This window comes from Nocardia sp. 348MFTsu5.1, from assembly GCF_000383535.1.
GTDB lineage: Bacteria > Actinomycetota > Actinomycetes > Mycobacteriales > Mycobacteriaceae > Williamsia > Williamsia faeni.
The window spans coordinates 595,710-609,836 of record NZ_KB911509.1 but is presented as its reverse complement, the minus strand read 5'-3'; the positions used below and the strand labels follow the sequence as shown (position 1 = coordinate 609,836).

Annotated in this window: 13 protein-coding genes; 5 read left to right on the top strand and 8 right to left on the bottom strand. The window is 64.7% G+C overall.

Features of this window, described 5'->3' with window-relative positions; genetic code table 11:
• Window positions 1–278: 278 nt before the first annotated feature.
• Entirely contained in the window at window positions 279–1,880 is a 1,602-nt protein-coding gene (locus tag H290_RS0102880; protein WP_020105257.1) for an ABC-F family ATP-binding cassette domain-containing protein, read from the top strand.
• On the opposite strand, the gene H290_RS0102875 is transcribed toward H290_RS0102880, so the two are convergent.
• The gene (locus tag H290_RS0102875) at window positions 1,784–3,010 is read right to left on the bottom strand and encodes a benzoate/H(+) symporter BenE family transporter (protein WP_028462695.1); all 1,227 of its coding nucleotides are present in this window, start codon (window positions 3,008–3,010) and stop codon (window positions 1,784–1,786) included. The genes H290_RS0102880 and H290_RS0102875 overlap by 97 nt on opposite strands.
• Window positions 3,011–3,086: 76 nt before the next feature.
• On the opposite strand from H290_RS0102875, the gene H290_RS0102870 reads away from it, so the two are divergent.
• Both H290_RS0102870 and H290_RS0102865 read left to right on the top strand, forming a co-directional pair.
• Complete coding sequence (locus H290_RS0102870; protein WP_020105253.1) at window positions 3,087–3,782, top strand: GntR family transcriptional regulator; 696 nt, start codon at window positions 3,087–3,089, stop codon at window positions 3,780–3,782.
• Between the two features lie 37 nt (window positions 3,783–3,819).
• Window positions 3,820–4,602 (top strand): DNA-formamidopyrimidine glycosylase family protein, encoded by a 783-nt coding sequence (locus H290_RS0102865; RefSeq protein WP_020105252.1) that lies wholly within the window; start codon window positions 3,820–3,822, stop codon window positions 4,600–4,602.
• Here the strand turns inward: H290_RS0102865 and H290_RS0102860 are convergent.
• A complete protein-coding gene (locus H290_RS0102860; protein ID WP_020105251.1) occupies window positions 4,565–5,839 on the bottom strand; it encodes an MFS transporter in 1,275 nt (424 codons plus the stop codon). The genes H290_RS0102865 and H290_RS0102860 overlap by 38 nt on opposite strands.
• A 62-nt stretch (window positions 5,840–5,901) precedes the next feature.
• Entirely contained in the window at window positions 5,902–6,240 is a 339-nt protein-coding gene (locus H290_RS0102855) for a hypothetical protein (protein ID WP_020105250.1), read from the bottom strand.
• A 257-nt stretch (window positions 6,241–6,497) separates the two neighbouring features.
• Between H290_RS0102855 and groL the strand changes: the two genes are divergently transcribed.
• The gene (groL, locus tag H290_RS0102850) at window positions 6,498–8,123 is read left to right on the top strand and encodes a chaperonin GroEL (protein ID WP_020105249.1); all 1,626 of its coding nucleotides are present in this window, start codon (window positions 6,498–6,500) and stop codon (window positions 8,121–8,123) included.
• Between the two features lie 140 nt (window positions 8,124–8,263).
• Here the strand turns inward: groL and H290_RS0102845 are convergent, their stop codons facing one another.
• Window positions 8,264–9,088 carry a DUF559 domain-containing protein gene (locus tag H290_RS0102845; protein ID WP_020105248.1) on the bottom strand — a complete coding sequence of 275 codons (825 nt, stop codon included), beginning with the start codon at window positions 9,086–9,088 and terminating at the stop codon, window positions 8,264–8,266.
• A gap of 213 nt (window positions 9,089–9,301) precedes the next feature.
• On the opposite strand from H290_RS0102845, the gene H290_RS0102840 reads away from it, so the two are divergent.
• Entirely contained in the window at window positions 9,302–9,961 is a 660-nt protein-coding gene (locus H290_RS0102840) for a DsbA family protein (protein WP_020105247.1), read from the top strand.
• A gap of 79 nt (window positions 9,962–10,040) precedes the next feature.
• On the opposite strand, the gene H290_RS0102835 is transcribed toward H290_RS0102840, so the two are convergent.
• The 4 genes from H290_RS0102835 to solA are packed head-to-tail and all read right to left on the bottom strand — an operon-like array spanning window position 10,041 to window position 13,961.
• A complete protein-coding gene (locus H290_RS0102835) occupies window positions 10,041–10,745 on the bottom strand; it encodes a GNAT family N-acetyltransferase (protein WP_028462694.1) in 705 nt (234 codons plus the stop codon).
• On the bottom strand, window positions 10,742–11,917 hold the full coding sequence (locus tag H290_RS0102830; protein ID WP_020105245.1) for an LLM class flavin-dependent oxidoreductase: 1,176 nt from the start codon (window positions 11,915–11,917) through the stop codon (window positions 10,742–10,744). Before H290_RS0102830 ends, H290_RS0102835 begins: the two co-directional genes overlap by 4 nt.
• Before the next feature lie 8 nt (window positions 11,918–11,925).
• Complete coding sequence (locus tag H290_RS0102825; protein WP_020105244.1) at window positions 11,926–12,828, bottom strand: glutathione S-transferase C-terminal domain-containing protein; 903 nt, start codon at window positions 12,826–12,828, stop codon at window positions 11,926–11,928.
• A 2-nt stretch (window positions 12,829–12,830) separates the two neighbouring features.
• Window positions 12,831–13,961, bottom strand: coding sequence for an N-methyl-L-tryptophan oxidase (solA, locus tag H290_RS0102820; RefSeq protein WP_020105243.1), 1,131 nt, complete (start codon window positions 13,959–13,961; stop codon window positions 12,831–12,833).
• Window positions 13,962–14,127 lie beyond the last annotated feature (166 nt).

Here is a 14,127-nt window from a genome sequence, read left to right as displayed (position 1 = left end):
GGCACGTTTGATGGTAACGAGGGCACGGTCGACGGCGTTATCGGCACGCTCGGCGGTGATGTGGGCACGCTCGATCACATCATTCTGCTCGACGGAAAGCACTTGCCAGATCGGGAGCCGGTCCTGCACACTGGACGACGTTCTGTTCCCGACAGTCAGGTTTCCAGTGAAGATCATCGACGGCCCCGCGTCCTAGCGCGCTGACACCGTTCGATTCGCCGCGTCTGCGGTGGGATGAGTTGTTGGCGCACTCCGTCACCATCCTCATTGGGAGTCCCATGCCTCCGTATTCTGAATCCGTAATATCTCTCCGTGACGTCTGCCTTGATTGGCCCGACGGTACCTCTGCTCTGTCCAACCTGACGGCGTCTTTTGGTGTCGGCCACATCGGTGTCGTCGGTGCCAACGGATCAGGCAAATCGACCCTGCTGAAAGTCGTTGCGGGCAAGGTTGTCCCGACGTCGGGTTCGGTCACGGTCGGTGGTGAAACCGCTTACCTGCCACAAGATCTCACTTTGCAGACCGACGCCACGGTGACCGACCTTCTCGGTATCCGTGCTCGGCTGGATGCGTTGTCGGCGATCGAGGCCGGGTCCACCGATCCGGCGGACTACGAAACGCTCGGCGACAACTGGGATGTGGAAGCGCGGGCGCACCACGTCCTTGCCGAGGCCGGTATCGGGAGTCTTGGTCTGGACCGTGATGTCGACACCTTGTCGGGTGGCGAAGTCATGCTGACCGCGATCGCCGGGTTACGACTGAGGGATGCGCCGATCACGTTGCTGGACGAACCGACCAACAACCTCGACCGGGCCGCGCGGACGCGGCTCTACTCTCTGATCCGGAACTGGCCCGGGACCCTGCTGGTCGTGTCCCATGACACCGCGCTACTCGAATTGATGGACACCACAGCCGAACTGCGCGACAACGAGATCACGCTGTTCGGAGGACCGCTGAGCGAGTACCGAGAACAGGTGCGACTTCAGCAGGAGTCTGCCCACCAAGATCTGCGGTCGGCACAACAAGATCTGAAGGTTCAACAGCGACAACGGATCGACACCGAAACGAAGGTTGCACGGCGCAGTCGGTACGGGAAGAACAACACCGGCCTGCCGAAAATCCTGCTCGGCGCCCGTAAGCGCAGTGCTCAGGAGACTGCCGGTCGGTTGCGTTCTGAAGGTGACAACAAGATCAATGATGCACGGCGAGCGATCGAGAGTGCCGCCGAACTGATCCGCGACGACAAGCACATTCGGATCGAATTGCCCGATCCGGACGTCCCGGCTGGGCGCCGGTTGGCGGAAATACACAGTGGCGATTCGACGATCGTGGTCGCCGGACCGGAACGGGTCGCCCTCAGCGGCACCAACGGTTCCGGAAAGACGACGCTCCTACGAACGCTGTGGAATCCCGATCCACCCGAGGATGGTCCGTACGCGGTGGCCCACACCGACCATATCGGTTACCTCGCACAGCGTCTCGATGACCTCGACGACGCCGCGAGTGTCCTCGACAACGTGCGATCCGCGGTACCCGACGCCGAGCCGAATGTCGTGCGCGCCAGGCTGGCTCAGTTCTTGTTGCGCGGGGACGCGGTGGATCGGCTGGTCGGTGAACTGTCCGGTGGTGAACGATTCCGGGTGGCGCTGGCGCGACTTCTCCTGGCCACGCCGCCGGTTCAACTACTTGTTCTCGACGAGCCGACCAACAACCTGGACATCGATAGCGTCGACCAGTTGGTGGAGGCCCTCTCGGCGTATCGGGGCGGGATGCTGGTGGTCAGTCACGACGACGGATTCTTGGCCCGGCTCGGTATCTCGCGGTCGCTGGTGCTGTCCGGTGGGGTGGTGGAGTCCGGCGAACTCTTCAACACCGCGTAGACACCGAGGCCGGCGATGAGTGCCCAGAAGGCGGATCCGATGCCCGCGACCGAGATGCCCGCCGCGGCGACGACAAAGGTCAAAATTGCGGCTGTTCTGCTCTTTACGTCATGTAGGGAGGCGGCCAGAGCGCCGGCGAGGGTGTCGAGCAACGCCAGGCCGGCCACCGTTTCCACCAGTCCGGTCGGCGCAATTGTCACCAGTGCGGCAACGGCTGCTGAGCTGATGCCGATGACAAGGTAGACCGGGCTCACTGCGGCAGCGGCAATCCATCGTCGACGGGGGTTGGGTTCGGCGGTGGGCGCGGCCGTCAGCGCGGCACTGATCGCGGCGAGGTTCACCGCGTGGCCACCGGCCGGCGCCACCAATGAGGTGAGGGCGCCGGTCACCAGCATCGAAGGGCGCCAAGGGATCCGGTAGCCGAAGCTGGCCATCACCGCGGTGCCGGGCAGGTTCTGAGAGGCCATCGTGACGATGTACAGCGGCAGTGCGATCCCGACACAGGCCTGCCACGTCCATTGTGGAACAACAAGATCCATCCGGGGTACCAGCGAATCCGCGGTCACACCCTTGTCCGACGTCAACAGCACCACCGCGATGACAACGGCTGCGGTTCCGAAAGCGGCGGGCACCGCCCAGCGCTTGGCGTACCGGATCAAGATCAACCAGACGACGATGACCGGGGCGATGGCCAGGGGTTCGTCGGCAACCGCACGCACGGGTTCGAGGCACAGGGGCAACACGATTCCGGCGAGCATCGCCTGGGCGATGGGTGTGGGAATCGCCTGCACCAGGGAGCCGAGGCGTGGCCACAACCCGGTCGCGACGACCATCACCCCGACTAATACGAAAGCTCCGACCGCGGCTGGGAAGCCGCCATCCGGTGTCGCCGTGCCGGCCAGCAGTGCCGCGCCCGGCGTCGACCAGGCCAAGGTGATCGGCATCCGGTAACGGGTCGCGAGGAACCCGACTCCAATGGCGATGGCCATACACAGGGCGAACAGACCCGAGGCAGCTTGCTCGGGCGATGCGCCGACGGCTCTCAGGCCGGTCAGGACCACCGCAAAGGAACTGGTGAATCCCACCAGCGACGCGACGACGCCGGCGGTGATCGGCTGGGTGAGCGACACACGAACCTCCGCGAGTCGGGACAGTAGTGTTCATCGTAAAGTAGATTGGATCTTGGATCCAATTATAGGAAGAAGTATGCCGCCGACACGTTCCACGCAGGTCCTCGACGCCCTGGGGCTTCGTCCCACCGCGGTGCAGCACGCCCGCACGGTCATCGAAACGACCCTGGCGGCGGCGATCCTCGACGGCTCGCTGGCCAGTGGCACTGCGCTTCGCCAGGCCGAGCTGGCCGAGGTGTTCGGCGTCAGCCGGATGCCAGTCCGCGAAGCGCTCCTGTCGTTGCAGGCCCGCGGTCTGGTCGATCATGTGCCCCACAAAGGTGCGGTGGTGGTCGGGGTCGACCCGGAAGACGTCGTCAACACCTATCGGATCCGGCTGCTGCTGGAACCGGAAGCGCTTGCGGGCTCGATCCCGAATCTCGGACCTGCCGACATCGACGAGGCGCGCCGCATCCTGGCAGCGATGGAAGACGACCCCGACCTGGTGGACCTCGGCCGGCTGAACTCCGACTTCCATCTCGCGCTCTACAAGCGCCATCCAAATGCCAAGTTGCTGAAGCTGATCGGGCAGGAACTCGACGACGAGGACCGCTATCTACGTTTCCATCTGGCCGAGTTGGGGTCAGATCAACTGGCCCAGACCGAGCATCGACAGCTGGTCGAGCTGGCCGCCACCGGTGCGGTGGACGACGCGGTGGCGTTGCTCCGGCAGCACATCGCTGCCGCCGCCGATGCCATCGAGGCGTATTTCTTCAGCCGATCGCACACCTGAGTCGGGTATCCCTGTTTGAGTCGGGTAACAAGGAGGCATGCCCGAAGGCGACACCGTGTTCCAGGCCGCAGCGCGTCTGCATCGTGCATTGGCCGGAAAGACGCTGACCCACTGCGATGTTCGGGTTCCGCGGTACGCAACATCGGATCTGTCCGGCCTTACCGTGGATGAGGTTGTCGCTCGCGGGAAACATCTATTGATCCGCGTGGGCGAGTACACGGTGCACTCTCATCTGAAGATGGAGGGCAGGTGGGAGATCTACACCAAGGGCGCCCGATGGCGGCGTCCGGCATTCAAGGCCCGGATCATCCTGGAAGCAGGACGAGTGCAGGCGGTTGGCTTTGAACTCGGAACGCTCGAAATCCTCCGGCGCGCCGACGAAGACGCGGCACTGGGCCACCTCGGTCCCGATCTACTCGGAAGCGACTGGGACGCCGATGTCGCGGTCGCGAATCTCTCGTCTGATCCGGCCCGGCCGATCGGCCTCGCCCTGCTCGATCAGCGGGTGATGGCCGGAATCGGCAACGTCTTCCGCTGTGAGATGTGCTTTCTGCGCCGGACTCACCCGGCGGTGCCGGTGGCCGACGCGGGCGACGCCGAAGAGTGGGTCGATCTGGCCAAGAAGGTGTTGGAGTTCAACCGAAACCGCTCGATCCGGGTCACCAATGTGGACCGCGCCGGTGAACGCACCTGGGTCTACGGCCGGGCGAAGCGACCGTGCCGGCGATGCGGGACCGCCATCAGATCAGCGGAACTCGGCGGAACCACAGACCTCGAGCGGGTCATCTACTGGTGTCCGTCATGTCAGCCGCCACCGTGACGAGAGGGGCTGCAATCGGTGCATCCACGGGTGCAGCCTGCCGAGCCGCCCGGACGCGCAGGATGGCCGCGGTCCCGGCCGCGATCACGACCACCAGGACATAGATGCTGTACCCGATGGCGGTGGGTCGCAAGCCGTAGTGGCCGACCGCGATTCCGCCGATCACCGCCGGAATACTGAATCCGAGGTAACTCACCACGTACAGGGTCGAGAAGACCTGGCCGCGCTGTGCCGGTTCGGTTGCGGCGATCAGTGTGGCCATCACGCCGACAAACGTCGACCCGAACCCGAAGCCGGCGATCACCGATCCGGTGAGATAGATCGGCAGAGTCGCCGACATCGTTCCGATCAGGTTGATGATCAGGCCGGTTCCGAGCGTCGCGAGTCCGATCCCGAGCTTGCGGTCGGCCGACCACCGTGACGTCGCCACGCATCCGACCGCACCGAAGGTGAAGAACGTCCCGAGGATGAGTCCGGTGGCCATGTGGTTCTCGATGCCGAAGATCGTCGGCACGATCGACGACCCCAACGAGAGGGTCAGTCCGCCGAGCGACCAGGTGGCCAGGACCCCGAAGGTCGACATGAGGAACACGCCGCGAACCGACGGCGGCAGACCGGCGCTGGGACGAAGCACCTGCCAGAAGTGCCGGCGCGAGGTGAAACCGGTACGTGCCGAGGTTTCCGGAATGAAGGCGACGAGGACCGCGGAGATGACAAACGCGACGATCAGCACCAGGAAGATCAGTTCTCGCGGTCGCGGCGCGTATTCGATGAGGATGCCGGCGGTCACCGCGCCGAAGGCGAGCCCGCCCAGGGGTGCGCCAGAACTGATGACGGACCCGAGCCGGGGGTTGGGTTGCAGATCGACCATCGTCGCGCTCAGCGTGCCGGTCAGTGCTCCGGCGGCCAGGCCCTGCAGGATGCGCGCCGCGATCAGGGTGGGGACTCCGTCGGCGACCGCGAACATCACCATCGACGCAGTCATGAGTGCCAAACCACCCAACAGCACCGGACGTCGGCCGATGTGATCCGAGAGCGACCCCACGGTGAGGAGGCCGGCCAGCAGCGCGATCACGTAGACGGCGAAGATGACGGTCAAGGTGAAAGCCGAGAAGCCCCAGAGTTCCTGATAGACGGGATACAGGGGAGATGGCGCTGCCGCGGAGAACATCATCGCGACCGTGGTGGACGCGATCACCGTGAACGCGGCGAGCGGACCGATCTTCAGTGGTGCCATTCCTGTACCCAACCCCCGGCAGGCGCCGACAATTCCTGACGTCTGCGAAAGAGTTGGAGATCTCAGCCGGCCGGCGGGTTCGGTGGCTGCTCGAGTGTTGCCCGGAACGCATCGGCGGCCGCGTCCCCGTGGTGTTTGTAGCTGTTCCGCGGATCTTTCATGTCGAATCGGACAGCACCCGACTTGGCCTCCCGGAGTACCCCCCGGGTCTCACGGGCGGTCGGCGGCCAGAAATCGGTCGTCCATCGCGGTTCTGTGAGCTTGGCACGGAACGGATCGATGCCCGGGACGACGATGTCGGCCGCGAATTCGCGGGTGGGGGTTTGCCCGTCGCTGCTCACCCGGACGATGTTGACGGCCACGATGGTCGCGGTGCCGGATACCCAGGTCTTACCGAACATCGCGTTCCTTTGGTCAGGGAGGAGGCCTAAACCATAAGCGCCGTGAATCGATGTTGCCCGAGTTCAGGAGGTTTTCTCACCCATCGACCTTGCACTCGACCCGTGTGAGTGCTAAAACGAAACCTGGCACTCACCAACCGTGAGTGCTAGGTCGGAACGGTGAGACCGGTCCTAATGACACGACCGGTCGTCCGTCGCGGGCACCGAACCCGACTATGAACTTCCAGTGTCACCCCCTATCGGAGGATCACTTCGTAATGGCCAAGATCATCGCATTTGACGAAGAGGCTCGTCGCGGCCTCGAGCGGGGCCTCAACGCCCTCGCCGACACCGTAAAGGTGACGTTGGGACCCAAGGGTCGCAACGTCGTGCTCGAAAAGAAGTGGGGCGCCCCCACCATCACGAACGACGGCGTTTCCATCGCCAAGGAGATCGAGCTCGAGGATCCCTACGAGAAGATCGGCGCTGAGCTGGTCAAAGAGGTCGCCAAGAAGACCGACGACGTCGCTGGCGACGGCACCACCACCGCCACCGTCCTGGCTCAGGCCCTCGTCCGCGAAGGCCTGCGCAACGTCGCTGCCGGCGCGAACCCGCTCGGCCTGAAGCGCGGCATCGAGAAGGCTGTCGAAGCCGTCACCGAGTCGCTGCTGAAGTCCGCCAAGGAGATCGATACCAAGGAGCAGATCGCTGCTACCGCCGGTATCTCCGCGGGCGACCCTGCCATCGGTGAGCTCATCGCCGAGGCCATGGACAAGGTCGGCAAAGAAGGCGTCATCACCGTCGAGGAGTCGAACACTTTCGGCCTGCAGCTCGAGCTCACCGAGGGCATGCGCTTCGACAAGGGCTACATCTCCGGCTACTTCGTCACCGACGCAGACCGCCAGGAAGCCGTCCTCGAAGATCCGTACATCCTGCTGGTCTCCGGCAAGGTGTCGACCGTCAAGGACCTGCTGCCGCTGCTGGAGAAGGTCATCCAGGCCGGCAAGCCGCTCCTGATCATCGCCGAGGACGTCGAGGGCGAAGCCCTGTCGACCCTGGTTGTCAACAAGATCCGTGGCACCTTCAAGTCCGTCGCCGTCAAGGCTCCGGGCTTCGGTGACCGTCGCAAGGCCATGCTGGCCGACATCGCCATCCTTTCCGGTGGCGAGGTCATCAGCGAAGAGGTCGGACTGTCCCTCGAGGGCGCCGGCGTCGAGCTGCTGGGCACCGCACGCAAGGTTGTTGTCACCAAGGACGAGACCACCATCGTCGAGGGCGCCGGAGATTCCGAAGCCATCGCCGGACGCGTGGCTCAGATCCGTGCCGAGATCGAGAACAGCGACTCCGATTACGATCGCGAGAAGCTGCAGGAACGTCTGGCCAAGCTGGCCGGTGGCGTTGCTGTCATCAAGGCCGGCGCTGCGACCGAGGTCGAGCTCAAGGAGCGCAAGCACCGCATCGAAGATGCCGTGCGTAACGCCAAGGCTGCTGTCGAAGAGGGCATCGTCGCCGGCGGTGGCGTGGCCCTGCTGCAGTCCGAGTCCGCAATCGACTCGCTGACCCTGGAAGGCGATGAGGCCACTGGCGCCAACATCGTCCGCGTCGCTCTGGAGGCTCCGGCCAAGCAGATCGCCATCAACGCCGGCCTCGAGCCCGGTGTTGTCGCCGACAAGGTCCGCAACAGCCCGCTGGGAACCGGCCTCAACGCCGCCACCGGCGTGTACGAGGACCTGCTGGCCCGCGGCATCGCGGACCCGGTGAAGGTCACCCGCTCGGCGCTGCAGAACGCAGCCTCGATCGCGGCTCTGTTCCTCACCACCGAGGCCGTCGTCGCTGACAAGCCCGAGAAGAATGCTGCACCGGCCATGCCGGGCGGCGACGAGATGGGCGGCATGGGCTTCTAGTCCACGCTTTCCAGCTCTACTTCTGCAGACCGGCCCACTCCTTCGGGGGTGGGCCGGTTTCGTCGTTGAGGGCGTGCCTCGTTGCGCACAAATCGTCCTCAGAGGGCCGGATGTGACTTCGCGAGCGAACTTGTGTGCACTCAGGCACGTCGACTGCGACGACGCTTGCGTACGACGCGGATGATGTCGTCGACGACCTCGTCGAGATGGGCCATCGCCGTGGCTGCCGAGTAGCGCAGGATCCGCCAGTCGTTGTCGATCAGTTCGTTCTGACGCTTTCGGTCGTTGTTGAACGGTCCGGGTTCGATGTGGAACTCGCGTCCGTCGATTTCGACGATCACCCGCGCCCGCCGGCACACGAGATCGCCGTAGTAGCGACCAATTCTGGCGTTGATCTCGAGTGGGAAATTGCGTGCGGTCAGGGCGCGCGCGACGATCCGTTCGGCTTCGGACCGTGTCAGCGGGCAGCAGGTGCGTAGTTGTTCCCTGACGGCGGCGATGCCGTGCCGGCCCGGGGACCGTTCGCACATTCGTGCGACCGCACGCCAATCCACCCGTGTACCTATCGCAGCGTCGAACAGCCCTTCCAGAGCCGGCCGATCCATAGTGGTCGCGACATCGATCAGGCACTGCTCGATCGGAACGACGGGGAACCCCTTGCGCACCAGTGTCGTGTCTACCTCGCGGCGATACAGCACGACCCACTTCGGGCCTCGTGCTTGCGTTTTCGGCGGCACGGTCGCCTCGACCAGCGTCGGTTCTCCCTCGATGAGCCCCCAGAGCCAGGCCGCGGACGAGTGACTGATCACAGCGGCCGGCTTCCACAAGGTGACGGCTCGACACCGGTCGAGATAGTCGGGCTCGCTCGTCGAATAGATCGCGGGCAATATTCGGTGCAGCTTCGACAGCTCGCGGCGACTCATCCCGGAGGCCAGCAGCTGTTCGCGACTGTGAACATCTCCCATGGCCAACACGATGTCTGCGCACGCGGACGATTCGGCGAGCGGAGGACATCGGCGAGCACGGTTATCCACAGTTCGCGGACGATGCACAGGCCGTCAGCGGGCGCGGGTGCACACAAGTTCGCAATCGAGGGCCGGATGTGACGTCCTGGATGGACTTGTGTGCAACGAGGCACAGGCGGGAATGGCCTGCCTCATGTGGTTGTTGAACTTCGAGTGCCTACACCCATCACCGTCGACATCTGGTCTGACATCGCCTGCCCCTGGTGCTACATCGGAAAACGTAAGTTCGAGGCCGGTCTGGCTGAGTTCGAAGGCCGTGACGACGTCGAGGTGACGTATCACAGCTACGAATTGTCCCCGGATACGCCGGAGGACTTCGCCGGGTCGTCGGTGGATTTCCTGGTGAAGCGCAAGGGGATAGATGCTGCGCAGGTGCAGCAGATGCTGGAAAACGTCTCCGGGATCGCTGCCGAGGTCGGCCTCGATTTCGACTACGACGCGGTTCTGCACACCAAGACGCTCAAGGCACATCAGGTCCTGCACTACGCCAAGGCGCAGGGCAAGCAACTCGAGTATGCGGAGCGGTTGTTCCAGGCGTACTTCGAGCAGGGCCGTCACGTGGGCCGCAGCGAAGACCTCGCCGATCTCGCCGCGGACGTGGGACTCGACCGGGACGCGGTGCTGAAGGTTCTGGAATCCGGTGAGTACGCCGACGCGGTGGATGCCGACATCAATCAGGCTCGCGCGTACGGCATTTCGGGTGTCCCGTTCTTCGTCATCAACGGCAAGTACGGCGTCTCCGGCGCACAGTCGGCAGAGACGTTCACCGGAGTGCTCGACAAGGTCCGGGCAGAAGAGTCCACCAATGCCTGAAACCCCGCACACCCCGTTCGAACTCGTCGGCGACTCTGAAGGCGCCGTCTGTGTCGACGGGGTGTGCGCGGTACCGGGATCAGAGGCCGGGGGACTGGACCACCGTGAAGGTGATGTTGGTCCGCAGCCGGAAGCCTAGGTGTTTGTAGAGTTCGATCGCGTTGGTGTTGTTCGCTGCGGCGTGTAGGAACGGAGTCTCGCCGCGGGCGTAGATCCCGTGGGCGACAGCCAGAACCAGTCGGGTTGCCAGGCCCTCGCCGCGGTATTCTGCGTCGGTACACACCGCGCTGATCTCGGTCCACCCCGGTGGATGGAGACGCTCACCGGCCATCGCGATGAGCCGGCCCTCACGGCGGATGCCGAGATAGGTTCCCAGTCGGTAGGTTTCGGGGGCGAAGGGGCCGGGCTTGGTGCGGTCGATCAGCTCGAGCATCTCGGGAACGTCTTCTGCCCCAAGCACTATCGCCTCGGGTTCGGGCCGTGGCCTCAGTGTTTCGGTGGCAACCATCTGAACGCCCGGGCCGCTCGTCACAACCTCCCAGCCGTCGGGCAGGTTGGACACCTCCACCGGCAATGCGACCTGCTCTCCGGGACCGATCAATTCGACGAGGTCGGCCCAGGTCTGTTGATCGCTCAGGTCGCCGACGCCCACAAATGGCGAGATCGTCGGAAGGTAACGGCGCGCCCGGGTGGTGCCCTCACTCAGATGCAGGTGAGCGCCGATCATGCTCTCCCACATGGCATTGTCGAGGACATCGGTATCGGGTGTGGTCTGCGCTGTCATCTGCCGTTCCATTCTTTCGAGATGAGTTCGTATGAGCGCACCCGTGCCTCGTGGTCGTGGGTGATGGTCGTGATCGAGATCTCGGCGGCGCCGGTGGCATCGCGGAGCACTTCGAGTTTGTCGGCGACGGTGGCCGGAGATCCGACAAACTGCGTCAGAACCCGGTCGCGCACCAGCTCGCGGTCGTCGTCCGTCCAATCGAAGGCAGCAGCTTCTGCCGGAGACGGGAACGGGATGGCGCCCTCGCCGCGGCGGATACTTCGGACCCAGGGTGCGTAGCCGCTGGCCAATTCGATTGCCTCATCATCGGTTTCGGCGGCCACCGCGTCCACCGACACTGCCACGTACGGTTCCGGGACATCGGCGGACGGTTGGAATGCGGCGCGGTAGGCCTCTACCGCGTCGATGACGGTACTCGGGCTGTGGTGATAGCTGGCGACAAAACGCAAACCCTTGGCGCCGGCCACCGCGGCGCTCGAACCGCCGGAAGCTCCCAGGATCCAGACCTGTACATCGGAATCCTCGCCCGGTGCGGCGTGGGCGGGAAGTCCTTGCGAACTGACGTAGGTTCCGTCGAGGAGCGCGAGCACCTCGGAGATCTGCTTGTCGTAGCCGGGTGCGTACGCGCCGGGCTGCTGGAGCAGGTCGAGCAGGTGGGTGATCGCCTGACTCGTCACGATGCCGGCGGTGTTGTACTGCTTGGGGATCAACAGCCCGTTGGACGTGTAGGTGTCTTCGGTGTGCGCGCCGCCACCGCGTGCTGCGAGGTAGTTCTTCGCAGCTGCTTCGGTCACCGATCCTGACTCCACACCTGACGCGGGTTCGGGCCGGGAGAACGACCGTCCGATCCCGAGGTCGAGGCGGCCCGGGTACAGGGCATTGATCAGGCCGAACTCCTCGACCGTTGCGAGCGGCGTCCGATGACCGAATTGCACTCCGGCCGAACCCAATCGGATCGTCGAAGTGGATCCGGCGATCAGTGCGATCTCCACGGCGGGCGACGAACCGATGACCCCGGGGTTCAGGTGGTGCTCGGCGAACCAGTACCGGGCGTATCCGAATTGCTCCGTGCGCTGGGCGAGGTCGATCGTGTTGCGTAAAGCGGTGGTGTTGTCCGACCCGGCCGAACGTGGCAGAAGGTCGAGGACCGACAATGGAATGGGCGCAGCCATCCGAACTCCTAGTGGGCTGATGCGGATGACGTGATCGGCGACTTCCAGTCGTCGACCACGGCGTCTGATGCACCGAAGGATGTGAAATCGGTGGTGACGCGGAATGCGTCCAAGGAGTACAGGTCTCGGGCGTAGCGCCACAGGTTCGGGAAGTCCGAGAGGCGCCGGGTCCCGGTCCTGGCGGCGGCGGCGTCGTGACGGACCAGCGTCACCCAGAGCCGGACATCGGCCAGGGTCACGTTGTCGCCCAGCAGGAATCGGCTGTCGGCCAATCGGCTGTCGAGTTCGGAGTACGCCCCGAACACCGTGGTTGCCGCTTCTTCGGCGGCCGGACCGGTGCCGGTGGCGACGTTGGCGGTGCTGTTGACGGTGGCACGCAACCACGCCTCCAGCTCGTCGATCTGCGCACGCAGGTTCTCCGGGTAGAGGTCGAACTCGCTGGTGACCTGACCTCGGAACTGCGTCGCGAGATCGGCGTCGAGCGTGTCGAACGTGTTGCTCACCACCTGCTTGGTGGTGCGGTCCCACAGGGTCGGAACCGAAACGTGGCCGTCGAAGCCGGGTTCGGTCGCGTTGTAGGCATCGCGCAGCAGCGTGAAGCCGTTGACCGGGTCGGGGCCGGTACTTTCACGGAAGCCCCAGCCGCGGGCGTCGCGACCACCGGCGACGTAGCTGACACTCACCAGATCGGACAGGCCCGCCAATTCGATCACGAGCGTGACGCGCTGCGCCCAGGGGCAGAACCACCCGGAATAGACGTGATAGCGCCCGGATTCGGCCGGATAGGGCGTGGAACCGTCATCGCTGATGCGACCCGTGAATCGGTACACGGGGCGGGTGTCGTCCGGCGCGCGAGTGATCGTGTACTCGCCGTAGGTTTCGGTATCGACTGGACTGGCGTAGTTCGACATGTTCAAACAACCTTCTCTGCGGAGTGGGAACGGAACGAAAACAGTGCGGGCGCGTCCTTGTCGACGGTGAGGTCGGCGAGGAGGCGGCCGATGGCCGGGACGAACTTGAAGCCGTGCCCGGAGAATCCGGCCGCGACAACAACCGGACCGGACCGGTCGATGACAAAGTTGGAGTCGGGTGTGGTGGCGTACGTGCAGCTGATCGGGGTCAGAGCGTCGGCGTCCACGCCCGGCACCCAGCGCCGGACGTAGTCCTGTAGGGCCGCGAGTTGCCGTGGTTCGGCCGTGAAATCGCGGCGATCGGGGTCGACAATTGGACCGGTTCCGTGGAAGCCGACCTTGACACCTTCGGCACCTGAGGACAATCCGTACACGCCACCGAACTCGGGTGCATCGGGTCCATCCGGATCGTGCAGGATTCCGAAGCTGGGCCAACTGGCGTCCGGATCGCGCGGTACAAAGTGTGCGGGCTGCTCCTGGGTGACGGTGATCGCGGGCAGTGGCGCGATGCCGGTCAACAGCTTTGATGCCCATGCGCCGGCCGCGACGACCACCCGGCGAGCCACATACTCGTGATCGTCGGTGCGGACGAAGACCGAATTGTCGTCCCTGACGTCGATGGATATCACCCGCGATTCGTGTCGGACTTCTGCTCCACCAGCGGCCGCGCTGCGCTGCAGTGCGTGCACGGCATCGTCGGCATGCAGTCGACCGCTGTTGGGGTAGTACAACGCGCGGCCGGCGAAGGTGATTCCGGGCCAACGCTGCGCGGCCTCGGCGGCATCGAGCCACTGATGGGGGAGCCCCAGTTCGGCGAGGGTGCCGGCGATGCCGGCGAGGTGAGTGGCCGCGCCCTGGTCGACGCCGCCGGTGACCGTGAGCAGGTCAGACCCCGACTCGTGCTCGAGTTCCGTCCAGAGCCTTTCGGCCTCGCGGGCCAACTCGACGTAGGTGCGGTCCGCGTACGACGTACGGAAGATCCGCGAAGCGCCGTGCGATGCCCCGTTTGTGTGGCCCGGTGAAAAGCGTTCCAGCAGAACGGTCTCCACGCCACGGCGGGCAAGTTGCCAGGCTGCGGCCGAACCCATCGCACCGCCACCGACCACCACGGTGTCGACACGTGTCGCGCTCATGCGGATCGGCCTGCTCTCTTGTTCGTGCGGCGCTTCGAGGAAGCCGCCGCTTGGAGTTCGAAACGTCGACGAGTGGCCGACCGAGAAATACGAGCGGCCGGGGAGAGGGCATGCTCGGGCTCTGAACTTCAACTGTTGACAGAACGATACTCACGGGTCGGCTTAA

Excerpts from the sequence above, each read along its gene's own strand:
- H290_RS0102880 (WP_020105257.1), top strand. The coding sequence starts at position 279 with ATGCCTCCGTATTCTGAATCCGTAATATCTCTCCGTGACGTCTGCCTT.
- H290_RS0102870 (WP_020105253.1), top strand. The coding sequence starts at position 3,087 with ATGCCGCCGACACGTTCCACGCAGGTCCTCGACGCCCTGGGGCTTCGT.
- H290_RS0102865 (WP_020105252.1), top strand. The coding sequence starts at position 3,820 with ATGCCCGAAGGCGACACCGTGTTCCAGGCCGCAGCGCGTCTGCATCGT.
- H290_RS0102860 (WP_020105251.1), bottom strand. The coding sequence starts at position 5,839 with ATGGCACCACTGAAGATCGGTCCGCTCGCCGCGTTCACGGTGATCGCG.
- H290_RS0102855 (WP_020105250.1), bottom strand. The coding sequence starts at position 6,240 with ATGTTCGGTAAGACCTGGGTATCCGGCACCGCGACCATCGTGGCCGTC.
- groL (WP_020105249.1), top strand. The coding sequence starts at position 6,498 with ATGGCCAAGATCATCGCATTTGACGAAGAGGCTCGTCGCGGCCTCGAG.
- H290_RS0102845 (WP_020105248.1), bottom strand. The coding sequence starts at position 9,088 with ATGGGAGATGTTCACAGTCGCGAACAGCTGCTGGCCTCCGGGATGAGT.
- H290_RS0102835 (WP_028462694.1), bottom strand. The coding sequence starts at position 10,745 with ATGACAGCGCAGACCACACCCGATACCGATGTCCTCGACAATGCCATG.
- H290_RS0102830 (WP_020105245.1), bottom strand. The coding sequence starts at position 11,917 with ATGGCTGCGCCCATTCCATTGTCGGTCCTCGACCTTCTGCCACGTTCG.
- H290_RS0102825 (WP_020105244.1), bottom strand. The coding sequence starts at position 12,828 with ATGTCGAACTACGCCAGTCCAGTCGATACCGAAACCTACGGCGAGTAC.
- solA (WP_020105243.1), bottom strand. The coding sequence starts at position 13,961 with ATGAGCGCGACACGTGTCGACACCGTGGTGGTCGGTGGCGGTGCGATG.